Annotated in this window: 8 protein-coding genes; all 8 read right to left on the bottom strand. The window is 61.1% G+C overall.

Going from position 1 to position 17,422, the window contains the following annotated elements; translation table 11 throughout:
* Positions 1-393: 393 nt before the first annotated feature.
* The 8 genes from drmC to BLT60_RS22905 all read right to left on the bottom strand — a co-directional run bounded on the left by drmC (position 394) and on the right by BLT60_RS22905 (position 17,410).
* A complete protein-coding gene (gene drmC / locus BLT60_RS22940) occupies positions 394-1,155 on the bottom strand; it encodes a DISARM system phospholipase D-like protein DrmC (RefSeq protein ID WP_090880928.1) in 762 nt (253 codons plus the stop codon).
* Positions 1,155-2,996, bottom strand: coding sequence for a DUF1998 domain-containing protein (drmB, locus tag BLT60_RS22935; RefSeq protein WP_090880925.1), 1,842 nt, complete (start codon positions 2,994-2,996; stop codon positions 1,155-1,157). The genes drmC and drmB overlap by 1 nt, the downstream gene beginning before the upstream one ends.
* On the bottom strand, positions 2,993-6,970 hold the full coding sequence (gene drmA, locus BLT60_RS22930; protein WP_139167933.1) for a DISARM system helicase DrmA: 3,978 nt from the start codon (positions 6,968-6,970) through the stop codon (positions 2,993-2,995). Before drmA ends, drmB begins: the two co-directional genes overlap by 4 nt.
* A gap of 19 nt (positions 6,971-6,989) precedes the next feature.
* Positions 6,990-7,985, bottom strand: coding sequence for an O-methyltransferase (locus BLT60_RS22925; RefSeq protein WP_090880919.1), 996 nt, complete (start codon positions 7,983-7,985; stop codon positions 6,990-6,992).
* Between the two features lie 3 nt (positions 7,986-7,988).
* Positions 7,989-9,404, bottom strand: coding sequence for an ATP-binding protein (locus BLT60_RS22920; RefSeq protein ID WP_090880916.1), 1,416 nt, complete (start codon positions 9,402-9,404; stop codon positions 7,989-7,991).
* A 220-nt stretch (positions 9,405-9,624) separates the two neighbouring features.
* Positions 9,625-13,905 carry an Eco57I restriction-modification methylase domain-containing protein gene (locus BLT60_RS22915; protein ID WP_090880913.1) on the bottom strand — a complete coding sequence of 1,427 codons (4,281 nt, stop codon included), beginning with the start codon at positions 13,903-13,905 and terminating at the stop codon, positions 9,625-9,627.
* Positions 13,902-17,021, bottom strand: a complete 3,120-nt coding sequence (gene drmD, locus BLT60_RS22910) for a DISARM system SNF2-like helicase DrmD (RefSeq protein ID WP_244521407.1) — start codon at positions 17,019-17,021, stop codon at positions 13,902-13,904. Before drmD ends, BLT60_RS22915 begins: the two co-directional genes overlap by 4 nt.
* Positions 17,012-17,410, bottom strand: a complete 399-nt coding sequence (locus BLT60_RS22905; protein ID WP_244521406.1) for a very short patch repair endonuclease — start codon at positions 17,408-17,410, stop codon at positions 17,012-17,014. The genes drmD and BLT60_RS22905 overlap by 10 nt, the downstream gene beginning before the upstream one ends.
* Positions 17,411-17,422: the final 12 nt, after the last annotated feature.

The raw sequence follows: 17,422 nt of genomic DNA, 5'->3' as shown, positions 1-17,422 counted from the left end.
CTCTCCCTCCGCCAGATATGCTCAAGCGAACTGTCTCTCCGGCTTCCGACGACCCCTGAAAAGGCACGGAATTGCGGGCTTTGTCGACGAAAGCTCATGACCTCCTCGGTCGGGTTTGGCCTCTGTTTTCTCTCTCTGCTGGCACTTTTCTCCAAACCTCATGACTTCGCCGATTTAGTACGGATTCTTAAGCCACTGATTTGACTCGATTATTCGACGCCAAAAATCCGTACCTTTCGCATCCCTCTCGGAGCGCGAGGGGAACTGATATGAGATCTAAGTGCGGTGTTGTGATCGCTGCGGTTATTCGAGTCCCCGGTACGGCGACGGTTCAGTTTCGGAGCCATTGTCTGCAGGTTTGGGCCCGTGCTTGGCGATAGTTCAAAATCGGCCTCACACCCGACGGATGACCTTCGTTTCGATAAGCGCATGTAGGTGCGAGCGAAGGTCAGCAGGAATCCGGCCACCCATTATCGACACGCCAGCCTCCATGTTTTTCTCGAGCGCATGACCGGTCAGGTTTGCGCTGGTTAGGAATGCTGCGCTGCCATCGGCTACAGCCACTTTCGCGTGAACCCGTCCTTCGGTGAACGGTGCCGGCCGGTCGGTCCAGACGTATAAGGCCGCTGAAGGCACATAGCTCCGCATCGTGGCGATGGGGTCGACCGACAGGCTCCCACCATGACTCGTGGAGGTTTCCAGCAGAATACGGATCTCAATGCCGCGAGCGCCTGCGGCGTTCAATGCATCGACGACCGAGGCGACATCATACGCGACGAAGCTGACGAGAAAGAGGTCGCTCTGCGCGTGATGGATGAGATCCAAGAGCACCTGCTCTGTGCGACGGGTGGCGACGAAGGATGTCGTTGGGCCTGTCCAGACGAGTTCGACACTGCTCTCGCGCTGTACCTTTTGACGTGCGAAGGCCGCGCCGACCAAGATACCGGCCAATACATCGCCTGATATTTCCGTCTGCCTCCACGCGACGATCAAGCGATCGAGCGCTGCGCGAGCAGCCGGCGTAGTCACAAGCTGATGCAGGCTTCCATCGCTCTCGGCCGGCGCCGAGCCGCGGACACGATCAGCAAGTGCTTCGATCCTCGACGGAGACAACAGGGCCACGAGGTCCGTAGCTGCGATCAGCGTCGCTTCCATCAGGTGGTCTCGAAGAATGCTGCATCGGGGTTTTCGAGGGTAGGTACGACCAAGGAGCGATCCAGATGACGGTTGCCCCGCTCACATGAGGTTTCCGACACGAACGAACAGGCGTGACACGCTGCGCCATGCAGCGCTTGATCCTTGCTTGGATCATGTTCGGCACAGAGGGGATCAGAAGCGCAGATGTGGGCGCGGTCCAGGGCTTGCCGCAGAAGTCGGCCGAGATTGTCGGGCTTCCCGAGTTCTACCAGTCCCCCCAGTGTTCCATCAGAGTCTGCGGCCGCCGTGTAGATGAGAAATCCGGCTTGATCTTTGCCATCATCGACATCTGCATATATCCGTTCACGAATACTCGCAGCATTGTACCCGCACTCCAGGGCCAGCTCCCGGATCAGCATGTGTGCGAGGGTGTGGAGCATGACGTAGCGGACACCCGGATAACCTTCGTTCGGGTCGAGGTTTCGCTTGTGACGCCATCCGCGGTGCCCCTGTCGGAGCCGAGCATCGAGCGCTTTCACGGGATCCTTGTCCGCCCAGGCCTTCAAAGCATCGGAATTGAAGCGGATGAAAATGCCTTCACCGTGGACCTGGGTGGCCGGTACCCAGTTCGGCGCGGCGCGTCCGAGTGGGGCCCGTGGAGCCGCATCGGCTCCCGTGCCCTCGTCCGGGGACTCGACCCTCGTGAATCCGAGGAGGGCATTCACCTCTCGGAGGCGCTCCAGCAAGAGGACACGCGTGATCACCGGATCGAAGCCCGAAGGAACACCCACTTTCTTGCTCATGAAGTGTGGATAGTCTGTGGGAGGGTTAGCGGCCGTCAGCACGTCCCATTCAGGGCCCTTAAGATCACTTTGCTCGACGTCGGATCCCCCCTTGCGGTGGGTCTCGATTGCGGCCCAGATCTGCTGATCGGTGGACTGCTCGATGCCGGGGAGCTGAGCGGTCTTCTTGAGGGTCTTGACGACGAGCGCGACATCGGCAGCTGAACTCACGTCTTCGAAGAAAGTCCAGCCGTCCGCGATCAGTTGCGCCAAAGGACTTCCTGTTTGCGGGATGGCCAGGACCGACAATGTTACGGGGAACCAGCCATTCGTCGCACCGAGAAGGATTGCACGAGGGTCTTCAGTGCAATCGTCTTCGAACTTGTCAATGTGCGGATGTCGCCCGCGGCACCCCGGTAGATTGTCCCGACCCGCCTGACCGAAGGCCTGCGCCATGTTCTTCGATGCGCCGCAGCCGTCACACTTGACCCAAAGGTTCTCGGTTTGCAGCGATGCGCCGCTCTCGAAGAATCTCAGGGTTGCTCGGCATGCGCTCGGCCCGCCATGAACGAACCAGTGCCAGGCAAAGTCATCAAGATGACCAGCACGACACGCCATGAGGAAGCGGGCTGGGACGGCATCGGCATCCCTTGCTCTTTGATTGTTGTTCGATCCTCGACACCCTTCATGAACGAAGCGCGTCGATTCCGGGCGGTACCTGTTCTCTTTCAGCTTGAATAAGCCAGCGTCATAGGGTGACAGCAGGCCGCATTTGACGCAGCGCAGCCATCTCGGGAAGGGCTTTACGGGCACGCCGATCAGCGCCGCGGCAGAAAATGGGTCTACGATGTCCCTTTCGCCGATGGGCGGCATGCGCAATGAATCGACCTGAGGACCGAGTACGCTCCGAACATTGGCCAGCAACCGAGCCTCTTGTATTGGCTGACACCTGTCTTTCTCCCAGCGATCGATCCCCATCGTGACCACCGACATGTTCGGGAGGTCGATCAAAGCTCCTGGACCGTAGGTCCAAAGCAGCTGGCTCGGTCGGATTTCTCCTACGGGTGTCCTGCTCATTGCTGATCCTCCTCGGGCTTCTTCACCCGCGGTCGCCAAGTCGGATCACTGGTCGATCGATCGTCCTCCATCACGAGCCTCACACCGGGCTCGACTTCGCGCATCGACATCGGAACGGTCCAGTCGGTCCAAGGCTTGATGCCCGGCGCTGAGAGCAGCGGATAGGCGGTGGGACCTGCGCCATACTTCTGGTAGACGAGCGTACGGCCGCCAACGCCCGCTTCATTGGACCATTCGTCGGCTCGGCTCTTCATCTCGGCTTCGCTCAGAGCCTTCTTTCCGGAGTCCTCGGTGACTTCCCAGGTGCGCGCGGCGACGACGCCTATCGTTTCCAGCATCTCCTTGCGGCTCGGACTGTTCATGGCGCCAGCCCCATCATTCGCCGCGAAAGGATCATAGGTGTGGCGCATGATCGAAAGCATCGCACCGGTGAGCCCTCGGTCTAGCGCTCGCGGTGAGAACGGGGTGACGGATTGGGCCTCCACATGCTGGTAGAATGTCGCGTGGTAGTGCTCGAACGTCTCGTAGTGCGACAGGTCGCGAGGCCGCGCCCACGTCAGCACGGTCGCCACGAGCCCCGGCGGTGTACGGCCCACACGGCTCGTCGCCTGGATGTATTCGGCCGTTCCCTTTGGCTGACCGTTGACGACCATCACCCCGAGACGATTCACGTCGACACCGACCGACAGCATGTTCGTCGCGAGAACGGCGTCGATCGGTCGGGCCTCTCCGGGTTTTCTGTTGGTCACCCATTTGCCCTGTGCCGCATCGAAGACCCCCTCGAACGGAACCTCGAGCTGATCGAGGTATCGCGGAATGTCCTGGCTCGAGACGCGCGACGTCAGTTCGCTGATTTCCTCGACACGCCGCTGGGAGAGCCCCGGCCGGTCCACCAAGCTCATGTTGACGCGGAACGAACGCGTCTGGACGTCGTCTTCCGCCAATCGCTTCATGCCGCCGAGTTCTCGCAGCGAGTTGAAGTAGCCGACGAGTGTCATGTAGGGGTCAGCCACCGGGCCGAACCGATCGAACAGCGCCTGCGCGGCGGTGAGGAATGCAGTGTAGGTCCTGATCAGAACCGCAGGACGCGAGCTGCCCGGCGCACAGACGCCCATGTAGCGCCGCCCGGGTTTCTCGCTGATCGGTCTCTGGACCGAGAAGAAGTTGTCCTCGACGTCCAATCCCGTGGGTGGGAACACCGAGATCCGGCGCATGAACACATTGCGCACCTGATCATCGGCGCGCCGCACGGTCGCGGTGGAGGCGACGACTTTTGGGCGGACTTTCGTGTCGCCCAGAACCCAGCTGCTCAACTCGTCGACGGCCGTCTCGTAAAGGCCAACCATCGTACCCAGCGGACCGCTGATGAGGTGGAACTCGTCTTGAATGATCAGGTCCGGCGGCCTGATGGCGCGGACCGGCCTCACAGTGGCGGCGGGATAAGAACCCCTCGCTCGGTGCCCGGTGCCGCAGTCGTGGCTCGGCCACAGCAGGCCATGGCGTCCACACTCCTGATCGACGCGGCCGAACAGGTTCCGAACCTCTGGGCGCCAGGCCATCATCGCGAACTTGTCCACTGTCGCGATCATCATCGTCGGCGGGCGATGATAGATTTCCTCGTCGACGACCTTTACGGGAAGCCCCGGATGAGGCTCGTTGCTGGATTTCGCCTTCGAGAAATCGCAGCTACCGAGCTTGTCGCCGCAGTGGATCAACGTCCTGCCGGCGATCCTGTCGACCTCGATGTCGCGACCACCGGAGATCTCCGATCCGCACCAAGGGCAGCTGGTAAGCTGTGCAGGTGAAGCGATGCCCGACTTGTTGCGGTCGTTGTTTCGAATGGCCTCGACAGCCTGGTGAGACGCTTCGGTCGTCCCCGGTGTCACACGATTTCCGACCCAGAGGCCGAGCGTAAATGGTTCCTTGCCCCACGTCGTGTCGTCTGCACGACGGATCACTTCCATTGCGCAGAGCAGCGTCGTTGCCCTCTGGAACTGCTGCAGCGTCAGCAGTCGCAGCGTGTAGCGCATGATCACGGCGAGGCCGCGGGAGGCGTCGAGGCCGCCCAGATCATTCCTCAGGCGGCGCATGGCCATGGCGAAGGCCGCCACGCCGAGATAGGCCTCGGTCTTACCGCCACCCGTGGGGAACCAGAGCAGATCGGCGAACGCCTCGACCGGCTTCGTCCGGTCTGGATGAGCCGGATCGGCGAGCGACGGGATCGACAGCAGCAGGAATGCCAGCTGGAACGGGCGCCACGATCTGTTCTTCGGCACGTCCAACGCGATCACGTCGACGGTCTCGTTCCGTCGGCGCTTCAGAGCGTAGATGCTCCGGACACGCTGCATCGCCATGGACCGGTTGGCGAAGCGGAACGCCTCAAGCGTCTCGGCATCGGCGAAGATGGTGTTCATTCCCTCGCGAAGGCGGCGCAGTATCTCCTCACAGCGCGCGATGACGTCCTTGCCCGGATCGTCAAAGCCACTGATCTCTGTTCCCAATCGCTTCTTCTGCTCGCCGATCCACACAGCGTAATCGTCGACGAGGCATGCGAGCGCTTCCCGCAGCGCGTCCGGCTCCATCTCCGCGAGCCGCGTCATGTCGAGCCAGCCCTCGTCGACCATGCGCCGCATGTCAGGGCGGTCCCTAGGGTCGAGGCCGGGCGTTTCGGTGACCGCGACTTCGTAGCGTGGAATGATCTCCGTTCTGACGCGGTGGGCCTTCGTAGGGTACTCGGGCGTCGTATCGGCGTGAACGGACACCCCGTGTCCGACTGCGAACTCCAGACGGTCGCGATAGATGAGTGCGAGGCGGTCGCGTTCTGGATCGTCGACGACCACTTCGTTCGAAGGGCGACGCCGAAAGACTGATTTGTCGCTCTGGCCCTCCGGGGCTTCGACGATGATCTCCGGCTGGAACAGCCAAGCGCGATCCTTGTTGTCGTCGGGTTCCAGCTGCCCGTTCACGAGGAACAGGGTAACGAGGCGCTCTCCCTTGTTGTTGGTCCGAACCGTGCCCTGCAGGCGGACGTCCGGTTGGTCGCGATCAGGAATGGATGGCTTAATCGGCCCATCAACGAGCGAAAGCGAGGCCACGCCACCGCACGGGATGCGTTGCCAGACCCTGACCTTCACCTCCTCCTCGTGACCGGTTTGGCGGTTCTTCCGTGTCTTGACGATGCCGTGCTCATCGTTGGGGACACGCTCGTAACGTCCCCACCGTGAATTGACGGTCAGCTTCTCGACATCGGGCGCCACGCAGAAGGTGAGGCCCATGCTGGAGGGAATCAGCGACTGGTTGTTCGTGGTGTCTAACTCGTCGAGCGCGTCGTCTTCGGGCTCCACCCGACCCGATGCACTCGCGAACTCAGCGCCGGGCTCGTGGAGCGGCGCCGTCCGTTCATCCTCGAGGTCGCCGGCCTCCTCAGCCGCCGAGGCCGGCTCGACCCGGGTCGCCTGGTCATCATCCGGCCGCCTCGGTGCCAGCTTGCCGACGAGATAGCGGTCGCGGACGCTCATGTCCTTGATCAGCTCGTGGGGTCCACCGGCGGGGCCGAGCAGATCGTCGCGTACTGCCAGCTCCAGGAGGTCGCGGACGTAAACGACATCGTCGATCAGCGGCACGTCAGCCGCAGAAATTCCGTCCAAGGCGAACACGTTCGTGAAATCCTCCGAGCGAAGTCGCCCGATAGGCCCGGAAGGTAGCGTCAGACCGGCTTCAGATACCGAGTTTGGCGCACGGAACCTGTGCACGCGGTCGAAATAGATTTTCGTGGTCGAGAGATCGGAACGCAGCCGGAGAATCCGACCGGCACATTTCAGCGTGCTATCCGCTCCAGCCACGATGATCCAGTGCCCTTCAATGGCGGCGGCAAACTTCGAACGCTCTCCGTCAAGTTGCGCGACATAGGGGCCGAGCCAAGTCGGCTCCTTTACTAACCATCCTTGTGCATCTGGATCAGTGGTCGTTGTCATGCGGCGTCCCCTTCGGACTCTACAGCTCGACGCGAGAGAAGTGCGGGTAGATGCGATAGAACTTCTTGAAGACCGAGAACGGGTCCTCGCCCATATCGGACTTGGGCAGGTCGAAGGGCATTTTCTCGCGGGGGTCCTCGTGCGACTCCATCGTCAACCGCTCCAGAGTCGAAAGGGCGGGCAGGTCAAGACGATGCGGCAAGTCCGGCGTCGAATAGAATTCCCACTCCTTCACGAGCCCTTCGATGGAGGTGTCGGGGGCAGCACACACCACGAGCGTCGCAGTCACCATGGCCTGCCCGTCGGCGTAATGCGTGCCCAGCGCCCATACGACGCGGCGATCACGGAAGCTAAGCATTTCTTTCTCGACCACGAGCTTCAGCGCACGGAGAAGGCTGGGTCCGTAGGTTTTGAAGCTCATCCCTTCGGCCGTTAGTCCGCTCGGGAAAAGCGCACCGAGGCGCTCCTTGAAACGTGCGAGCCGCCATTCTTGGATCGTCGGCTTCACTGCACGATCACTGGACTCCTCACCGTCGATCTCGACCGAAAGCTCGCTGGGATCGGGTTTGCCGAGTGAGGACGGGTTTGCGTTGAGCGTCACCCGAAGCACGCTTCCGAGCGGAACCGAGCCCACCGTCCGCGCGAAACGTTCGATCTGCGTGGTGACGCCTTTCGGCTCCGTGTAGTCGAACCAAATGATCGCCGGCACCTTGAATTCGTGCCCATCAAGGTAGTCTTCGAGCGTCCTGTGGATGCATTCGATCGAAGCGATAGGGCAATTGAACTGTTGGCGTTTGTGGACCTGCTCTTCGGCCTCGACACAGGTCATCACTTTGAGGCCGAGCCGGGCATGCACCAATCTGAAGTCTTCGAGAAAGGGGCCGCCGAGACCGACATACTGGTATTTCTCCAGCGACAATGCAGGAGCCAGCCGCATCAAGAGCGATAGGAACAGTTCCCGGTCGACGGCCTTGTTTGGCCTCAGCCGGTAGGGAAGCGAAGATCCGGCGCTCATCTCTCAGCCATCCTGCTTTTTGGCCTTAGTGAGCGTCAGCTCGAAACACTTCTCGCCTACGATTCCCGGCCTCTGGTCATCAATGTCGAACAGCATTTTGGAGACGAGCCGTATTTCCTCGACTGGCCGCGAGAACACAATCCTCCGGGAGGATGGCGTTTTGCCTGGCGGCTCAGGCAGGACCTTTGCCTTCTGTGGGTTGAACTCGACGTAGTCGTCAGTCTTCTTCGTGGCGTCACGCGAGGTGACTGCTGCGATCGCTCCCCTCAAAGGAAGCGGGCGTGCATCCTCCCAGAAGTTCGTCTGATCGGCGCGCGGATGGTTCTTCCACTGGTTCGTGTACGAGATCCAAACCCGCATACCCTCCTTCATCTTCACCAAGGACTCGAGCCAGACGTTCGACGATGTATCGAGCGCACGCTTCGTCGTCGTGACCGGGAGCTTGTCGGCAAGCTTGGATCGAAACTCGATGATGCCGGTGATGATGGCGAACTGCGGGTGGTACAGGGGAATGCCATCGCCCCAGCCGGTTAGACGGCTCTTGTCACCGACGATTACCGCGCGGTCATTGCAGAGAACCGTCCAGCCCGCAGTCGCCGACGAGCGGTCGCGCTCAAAGCCTGAGTCTTCCTCCTCGTCGTCGCCCAGTCCGCGTCCGGTGTTCAATCCAACCGTGATCGAGACTAGAACGTCGTCGATGGTCTTCTGAAAAACGAACGGTGCCGGTCCATCATCGCGTTCTGACACGAGCACTTCGACGAGTACCGGCTTCACGGGTTTGCCGTTGAGATCGACCTTGAGGCCCCACTGGAGGAACATCGTGAAGTGCTCAGAGATGGCCGTACGGACCTCGTTCTCGAACGCCTCGTTAGCAAAATGCCTCGAGACGCCCTCGTACAGATTGCGGACGGTGATAACCGTGCCGGGCTCGGCGAACTTCTCACCGGCCTCCGTCGGCTCATTGATCGGCAGTGGATCCCAACCTTTGGCTTCCAGCCAAGCTGAGGTGATCGGCACCTCGAACGTGTCGTCGGCATTCCGAGTCCGCACCAGCGCCTCGCGACCCATCTTGAAGATCGCGCGCTTCATTCCAACGCCATACATCCCGATCGTCTCGGTATCGGAATCGCGATCGTCGTCTGGTTCGCGCCCCATCTTGAACGCGTAGTTGATGGCGACCTCGCGCGGGATGCCGCCGCAATTGTCTTCGATCGAGAAGTGGTCCGCAGCGAGTTTGATGTTCACGAAATGCTGCGAGTAGTCCACGTCACTGCCATTCGCCAGCCGGAGTGCACCATCAAGGCAATTGTCAAGGAGGTCGAGGATCGCGTCGGCGAGAGTGATGTCGCGCGTGAGCATCGAAACGAAAAATCGTTTCGTGGGTACCGCTATCGCGGTATCCTGAGTCTGGAGACTCATCGATCATCCCCTTCAAGAATACTTGTGGCGAGCACCCAAGCGTTCGTGTCGATATTCGACGGATCCACCTGTGAGCCGAGCCTCCATCTGTGCGGCTCGATTGTGCCGTGAGCGGTCGATCCGACGCCGATGCGCACGGAATAGCGGGGCGCGCTAAGCGTTCTCTTTACGATCCGGGCGCTGACGGATGGCACGGTGGTTGCGGTCAATTCGGCCATGATCAGTCACTCTCTACAATTCGGTAGCGCGTGCCACGTCGCTCACCTTGTCGTTCGACGACGCCACGCGCGAGCAGATCACTGATGGTCGCGTTCCACTGCCCGTCGGGAATGTCGACGTAGGCAAGTATGTCTGATTTGCTGAGCCAAGAGCGGCGGGTTCGAAGGAAGGTCTTGATCTTTTCGGTGGCGTGGTTTGATCCCGCGGCGGCTGGCAGTCCCACTTGCGGGCCAGTGTCGAGGCCAAGTTCGCTCTGTCCAGGTGCGCCTCGAGATCGAGTCCAAGAAGAAACCGAGGCCTGAGAAGTCATCGGGGCCGACCCAGCACCGACCTCTTCAAAGTGCCGAAGACGGTTAAGCTCAGAGAGCCGCCAAAGCACTTCCGCCCGCGCTTCCTCCGAGATGGTAAATCGGATGCGGTCATTTTTCGGGAGATAAGGCACTTCATGGAAGTCGTGACAAAGCTCGACATCATCCCAACCCTGCTCGGAAATCAATACGCGATCGAGCGTTACCTGCAACTCGCGCATCTGTATTGCAATTGGTGATCTATCTTCGAGATCGTGCATCCCATTATATATCTCGGTCATTCCGAGCGAGTTCTGCGCTAAAGCATTTTCACGCCAATTATTATACTCATTGCCAATTTTGCGAAGCCGCACGGATGGTTCTAATAACGGAAACGTCCTAAAGCAGCGACCTGCAATATATCTCAGCGTGCCTCCAAGAGAAGATCCGTGGTAGCGCGCCCATACGTCGTGTAGTGTGGACTGCAATTGAGCGAAAATGGCATCATCGGATGTCAATATGCAAGTAGTGGCCGCAGTTGCGATATAATAAGATTCAACAAATCTAAAAGAAACATATTTGGATACAACAGATAGAGCGAGGTATCTATCGTTTTGTCCGCAAAACTCAGCGAACTCAGCCCGATAACCTCGGAACAGCCACCATTTTTCTCGAAGATACTTATCTCTAGCTGTGGACCCAGTATATTTCATCCGCTCCGGCTTTACCCTTTCCTCGACAACGCGCATTGCGCCTTCGAATAGGGACGCTTCTGAAAGCGACATATTCAGAAAGTTGATTACGTAGGTGTCCGGAGCGGAATTCGAACTGTTCAGCCAGTCACCTGTGATGAGCGGTTTAATTATTTCTCTGTTCTTTGAATTTTGGGAGACCAAAGACTCAGCTTCCGGAGGACTAAGCTTGAAGCCATCTCCTTGAAGCTCATGCCCTTTGCATATAAGCGCGCGGTTGACCCGCAACTCCATAGGATCCGGTAGCGCAACCTCCCCCTTGAGGGCTGCCGATATCTCTGGCACCTCGCGCTCGTCGATGTACTTTCGACCGTCAAAACCACTTTTTTTCAGCCAAGCAAGAACAATTTCTACGTTGGCCGAACCAGGCCAGTTCATTTTACTTGTCGCTCTATATATCGTGGCGCCAGATTTCAACGCCTGGGCCAAGCCAACTTCTCGACTATCGCCCTCCGTAACGCTGGAGCTTAGAATCAGGCCGCTGCAACTTTCCACGTTTCCAATCGAAATACTGCGCAAGATAAAGTAGCAGCAGAGGTCTGCTGTGCCTCTAAGCCCTGCCGTGCCTGACGCGATACAAGCAACAATGTGCTCCCGATACGCCGAACCCATGATCGAGGTGATCCAAGCTCCTGCGTAAAAAGGTGGATTTCCAACAATTGCGTCAAAACCTCTTCTAGCCCGGTCGAAGACCTCCGGGAATTCAATTGGCCAGTGGAAAGGACGACGGGGCTGTCCTTCAGGCGAGTCTACTCGGAGGTCGTTGAACGCCACACGCCGCAGCTTGTCGATGGCTGCGGTATCTTCATTGGCTGCGGCATCGGCGAGAGCCTCAAGCGCGTGAAGGCGATCCTTGCGTTCCGATGCGCGTGCTTCGGCTAGGACGACCCCGATGAAGGCGTCGGCGAGCAGCTTCGGAAGCAGGAGTGCCTGACGGGATTCTCCGTCCAACGCTGCCATGGTATCCACATCCCCGATATCCCGAATTGGAATGGCCCTGAGTCGCATGCGCAGCGCGACGGCCTCCCCGACCGCCGCCTGAATGCTGCGCCCGAAGAGCCTGAGCTGTTTCGAGCCCTTCGGCGCCATGCTGAGTTCGATGAGCTGCCGGATGTCGTGAATTCCGAGCAGGCTGTCGCCGCTGCGGAGATTGTGGTCGAGGAAGCCGAAGGGCCGCCCTTTTGACATAGTGGTCAGCCAGAGTGAGAGCTTGGCCAGCTCCACTGCCAGCGGATTCTTATCCACGCCATAGAGGCATCGCTCTGCGATGAGACGGCGAGCGACGATCGCGCGCTCTTCCGCCTCCTGCGACAGGGGGTCGAATCCCTCGGCGATTGAGTGCTGGACGATGCGCCCCTCGCGGTCGATCTCCTTGCCGCTTGCCTCGGTCACCGACCAGGCCTCGACCAGGCGGTCCGAGAGCCAGCGGCACGCCTGCACGAGGAAGGCGCCGGATCCCATGGCGGGGTCGCAGATCTTCAGATCCAGAAGTTCCTCGGCGCTCTTCAGTTCCCAATCCTCGGGCGCCTTGCCCTCGGCCGGTCCGCGATAGGCGACGGGCGTCAGCGTCTCCTCGACGATCTTCTCCGTCAGACTCTTCGGCGTGTAGTGCGTGCCGCTCTCGCGCCGGTCGGCGCCGAGCACGACCACGAAGGCACCCTTGTGGTGGACGAGCGGATAGCCCCAAGGGTCGGTCCGCAGGAGGGAGGTGAAGGGCAGGATACGGTCGCGCAGACCGATGTCGCCGCGGCAGACGGTGAGCAGCCGCGAGGCGATACGATCGTCGGCCGTCCGCTCAAGGGCATTACGGATGGCGGACTCCGAGCGTTCGCTGCGTTCCTTCAACAGTTCAACGACCCTTGCAGCACCGTCCAGGCGCGCCGACTCCATCTCGCCGAGTGTCACACGCGGGCTCTTCGCCTTCACACCACTGTCGAGTTCCAGCGTGACGTCGTCGACGCGCTTCACCGTGCGTTCGAGGAGGCCTTCATAGACGTGCCCGATCTGCTCCACGTCAAGCGCGCGGTAGGACAGCGTGCGGCCTTCGAAGGTCTGGATCGCCTCCAGCAGCAGCAGAACAGTGCGGTCGTCGATGGGCAGCGGTTCGGCCGAATCACTGCGCCAGCTCGTGCCCTTCTTGCGCCCTTCGAGGAAAGGATAGCGATCGGGGTCGAACAGCGAACCACCAAGTGCCGGAAGGCGCAGCGTCGGATGATCAATACCGCCATAGACGCAACGAAACAGGGCGAGCAACCGCGACCAGGCGGACCGGCGACGCTCGAGGATCTCTTCGGAATCCGCGCGCAGCTGCATCCGTAGGCTGGAGATTGCGTAGAAGCCGTCATAGCGCGGATCGCCTAGCAGCAGCAGTGCGCGTTCTTCGGCCGCCAGCAGGAAGACGAGCCGCATCATGACCGTCAGGCCAGCCTCGTAGAGCTCGCGCGGATCGACGTCACGCAGGAGCTCGCGATTGCGGTCCTGGTCGGCGCGGTCGAGAGCCTGGACGAGCACTTCGACAGCGCGCCGGACCTGCTCTCCGAGCGCTTCGGTCACGTCGTCCTGGTGCCTCAGAGACCGCTCATAGAGCGCTGGCAGCTTGCCCTCGTCGGGCCCGAAGAAACGACGGACGCCGAGAAGGCTGACGAAGGCGCGCAGTGTTTCCGGCTCCTGGCCCCAAAGGCGCGCATACCAGCTCGCGAAGCCCGCCACGGTGCCGACGGGCGCGTGGACGAGCATCCAGCGCTCGCCATTGGTGACGATGCCAGCGGGGCATGCCGTCGGCCGGAGCAGAGCAACCATCCGATCGGCCGGTGTGATCGCGAGGCCATCGAAGCGACGGGTCGCGTCGAGATCGGTGTCGGGCTCGTAGACGTGGATGAGCAGGAGCGGTTCGTCGCCATTCGTCGGATTCACGACCGCCAGATCGGGCGTGACCGTGACACCGTGTTCGGGCATCGACACCGTCAGGCGATCGGAAAGCGTCGCGCCCTTGCGTAACACCGTGTCATCCATCTCCAGCGCGGTCAGCAAAACCTCGTCGATCCAGGCCGCGTGAAGGGCCGGCAAGTCGAGGTCGTCCATGTCGACCGCGTCGCGCCATTCCTCGTAAGTGCGACGCAGCCGCTGGGGACGTCCGGAAGCCAGAGCTTCGAGACCTTGGGGAAAGACATCCCTCAACACGGGAACCGCCAGGAAGGGCCCGGAGACTTCGATGAGGCTCAGCCACTCGTGATCGTTGCTCATCCGCGCTTCTCCGTCGCGAGTGACTTCGGCACCAGCAGCACGACGGCCACAGGGAAGGTATGCTCGATGGCGTTGGAGTGCCGTTCCTCGATCGCGCGCAATTCCTGTTCTCGTTCCTTCGGGATCCGGGCCAGGCGCGCTTCGAGGGCCGCCCGGTCTCGCTTGAGCTGAGTGCGCTCATCCTCAGAGAAAAGTGAAAGCTGCACGGGTTTCTGTTCCTCGGCGATCTCGGTCTTCAGTGCTTGCTCGAGGTCATCCAGAACTTGGCGGATGTCATCGGCTTCCTTGCGCTTCCGGGTGTCGATCGTGTTCAAGAGGAAGCGCAGGCGATCCTTCGATCGCGCCTCGACCGCCGCCAGGACGGCATCACGCTGCTTATCGAAGCGGGTCCGCAAGGCGTCGAACGTCGCATCCGATAGGGTTGTGGGTTGCGATTCCTCGAGCCAGCGGCGAACCTCCGTAACCCGTTCCTCCCGCCGGAAACCGGCATCGCGCAGATACCCCCCGGCCTCCGTGAGTTCCTCGTGCAGACGGTGATGGTTCCCGCCGGTCACGACGAGCCGCGACATCACCACCACGGCCGGTCCCTCGATCCGCCCATCCGGAAGCGAGCGAACGGTGACACGGTGCAGCTTCTTCACGTCGTCACGTGCCCAGATCTCGGCACGCAGAAGCCGGAGGCTCATCTGCACGAGGCGATGGTTCAGGTGGACCAGCACCACGTCGTCGCGACCCTTGGCGACATCGTGGTCGAAGGTGATGGGCCGGATCTTCTGGGTATAGGGATGTTCGAGCCCCTCCAGGCATCGAGACCATGACCCCGATAAGGGTGGCATGCGAAAGACGGTCCCGTCCGGCGCTCCCGATAGCGTGGCAGGTTCGAGGTCGGGCTTGTCTGCGAGGCGCAACGCGGTGCGCACAGCCCGCTCGATGTGATCTGGGACGAGGCTCTGCTCGCGTCGCGTCTCGTTCAGCCGATCGTGCAGTTTGGCGACACGCTCGCGCAGATCGCGGTCGGCCTTCACGAAGCGCCGCGATTTCTCCATCCGCGCTTCGGCCGCTCGCGTGTCGAGATCGCGGCGACGGCCCTCCAAGAGGTCCGGAAGTTGAGGCGCGATGACCGGATTCACGCTCCCCATGTCGGCGCGCATCGCCTCCAGCTTCCGGAGCGCTCGCAAAATGTCGTCTCCGTGGCCACCCTCGGCGTCCACCGGGTGCCAGATGACGACCTCGCCGGCGCGTTGACCGTGGCGGTCGATACGGCCGTTCCGCTGCTCCATCACGTTCGGATTGTAGGGAATTTCGAGATGGATCATCAGGTGACAATGGTTCTGGAGATCGATGCCCTCCGACGCAGCGTCGGTCGCCAATAGGATTCTCACAGGGGATTCCGAGGGGTCGGCCTGAAATGCGGCTTTCACGGCTTCACGTTCCTTCGGATCCATGCCGCCATAGATCAGAGCCAGTCGCTCAGCCCCGAAACCGTGGGCCGCTAGGATCTCCTGCATCCATTGCTGGGTGGCTCGATACTCGGTGAATAGGATCACCCGTTCGTTCGTCCACCGAGCGCCGTCTTTCAGGTGTTCGGCCAGCCAACCCAGCAGGGCGTCAGCCTTGGCATCGGTTCGACGAGCCGCCTGCTGTGCCCATGAGCGCAATCGGTCGAGCATACGTCGTTCGTCGTCGGTTGGCGGTCGGGAGTGTTTCCCGGCCTCCTCGATCGCTTCCGCCTCGGCGGCGTCCCGCTGGGCGTCGACTGCGTAGTCCTCCTCGGTCTTCGCTATCGCCCTGCGAAGGATACGGTCATCGAATTTCTTCTGACTGCGCTCGCTCGACCCAAGGCCCTCGATCGTCGCAATATGCCGTTCCAGCGTCGCAGCGAATGCCGCGGGAGACGAAGAGAGGCGCTTACGCAGCAATTGGTGCACGAAGCGATCGACGGCACGCCCGCCATCTACCCCGCTTTCGCGGAGCTTGATGTATGCTTCGAGTTGACGTCGAGCATCCCTCTCCTCATCCGAATACATGATCGGTAGCGCTTCCAGTCGCCTTTCGGGGTAGATGCGCTTGCCATTTGCATCGACGAGATCGCTCTTCAAACGGCGGACCATGACGCGGGCGAGCTGCGGGTCGCTCGGGAGGACGTTTCTCGCGAACCGCTGATCATCGAGGAGTTCGAGCAGCGCGGTGAAGGATTCCGTGTAGCCGTCATGTGGCGTCGCGGTCAGAAACAACTTGTGTTGGAAGTGTGGTGCGACTAGGCGGACCAGCCGTGTCCTGAGGCTTTCCACCGCATAGCGGCCGACCGTCGGAGCGACGTTGTGGGCCTCGTCGATAATCAGCAGGTCGAATTTTCGGGGGTGGCTCACGTGGGGAGGCAATGCATCGCGCAGGAGACGCAGGCCTTCGCCTTGCTTGGCCCAGTCCATCGAAGTGATCAGCCTCGGAAAAGACGTCCACGGATTGGCATGCAGGCCTCGTTCCCGGCGCAGATGCTTGACGTAATCCGTGTCGACGATCCGGAACTCAAGCCCGAATTTCTCCTGCATCTCGACGCGCCACTTCTCCTGCAAAGAGGCCGGGCAAAGGACGAGTACGGTGCGGGCGCGGTGACGCAGGAGCATTTCTTGAACGACGAGCCCGGCCTCGATGGTCTTCCCGAGACCGACGTCGTCGGCGATCAGGAGATTGGTGCGCGCCATGTCGATCGCGCGCACGAGCGGATCGAGCTGGAAATCCTCGATACTGACGCCACTGCGGAATGGCGCCTGTAGATAACCACGGTCGGCGTTCGTCGCGGCGCCCCAAAGAACGGCATCGAGGAAGGCCTGCAGCGTCTCGGGGTCGTCCATGCCGGTCATTCGAGGCAGACCGGCACGTTCGATCACGTGCGCGCCGGGCTCCAGTTCCCAGAGAACCTCGATCTCCTCGCCGAGCGCATCCTCGTCGATGGAGGCAAGCCGGACGAGATGCTGCTTGGAGAGTCCTGGTGCAACCGAACCGCCATCGACCTCGGAGACGATCCATTGGCGGCGACGAGCGTCGACCAGTTGGCCCGGCTCTGGGGCGGTGTTGTGGGCGACCTCGGCTACGATTTCATCTGCGGTCATCGACATGGGTCGGTCCCGTTCATCTTGCGTGCATCGACGAGCTCGGCGATCCGGCCCGCGGCATCGCTGACGTCCTCGTGTTCCCAGATCCGGACGATCCTCCAACCAAGTGCTCTCAGCCGCTGATCGGTATCGGCATCCCTGGAACGATTGGTTTCGATCTTTTTGCGCCAGAAAGCAGCATTACTCTTCGGCCACGAGGCGTGCTCGGGACAGCCGTGCCAGAAGCATCCGTCGACGAAGACGGCTATCCGCGCACTGGTGAAGACGATATCGGCGACGCGTCTGGGCTTCGCCAACAGTGGCACTTGGATACGATAGCGCAGGCCCCTGGCATGTAGAACCCTGCGAAGGTCGAGCTCCGCTTGCGTGCCCTTCTGCCGCACGCGGGCCATCCGACGGCTGGC

Origin of the sequence: Bauldia litoralis (assembly GCF_900104485.1) — a bacterium.
In the GTDB taxonomy this organism is placed as follows: Bacteria; Pseudomonadota; Alphaproteobacteria; order Rhizobiales; family Kaistiaceae; genus Bauldia; species Bauldia litoralis.
Note: the sequence above shows the minus strand (reverse complement) of the source record. Positions and strands in the feature narration are given on the sequence as shown.

Excerpts from the sequence above, each read along its gene's own strand:
- drmC (WP_090880928.1), bottom strand. The coding sequence starts at position 1,155 with ATGGAAGCGACGCTGATCGCAGCTACGGACCTCGTGGCCCTGTTGTCT.
- drmB (WP_090880925.1), bottom strand. The coding sequence starts at position 2,996 with ATGAGCAGGACACCCGTAGGAGAAATCCGACCGAGCCAGCTGCTTTGG.
- drmA (WP_139167933.1), bottom strand. The coding sequence starts at position 6,970 with ATGACAACGACCACTGATCCAGATGCACAAGGATGGTTAGTAAAGGAG.
- BLT60_RS22925 (WP_090880919.1), bottom strand. The coding sequence starts at position 7,985 with ATGAGCGCCGGATCTTCGCTTCCCTACCGGCTGAGGCCAAACAAGGCC.
- BLT60_RS22920 (WP_090880916.1), bottom strand. The coding sequence starts at position 9,404 with ATGAGTCTCCAGACTCAGGATACCGCGATAGCGGTACCCACGAAACGA.
- BLT60_RS22915 (WP_090880913.1), bottom strand. The coding sequence starts at position 13,905 with ATGAGCAACGATCACGAGTGGCTGAGCCTCATCGAAGTCTCCGGGCCC.
- drmD (WP_244521407.1), bottom strand. The coding sequence starts at position 17,021 with ATGTCGATGACCGCAGATGAAATCGTAGCCGAGGTCGCCCACAACACC.
- BLT60_RS22905 (WP_244521406.1), bottom strand. The coding sequence starts at position 17,410 with ATGGCCCGCGTGCGGCAGAAGGGCACGCAAGCGGAGCTCGACCTTCGC.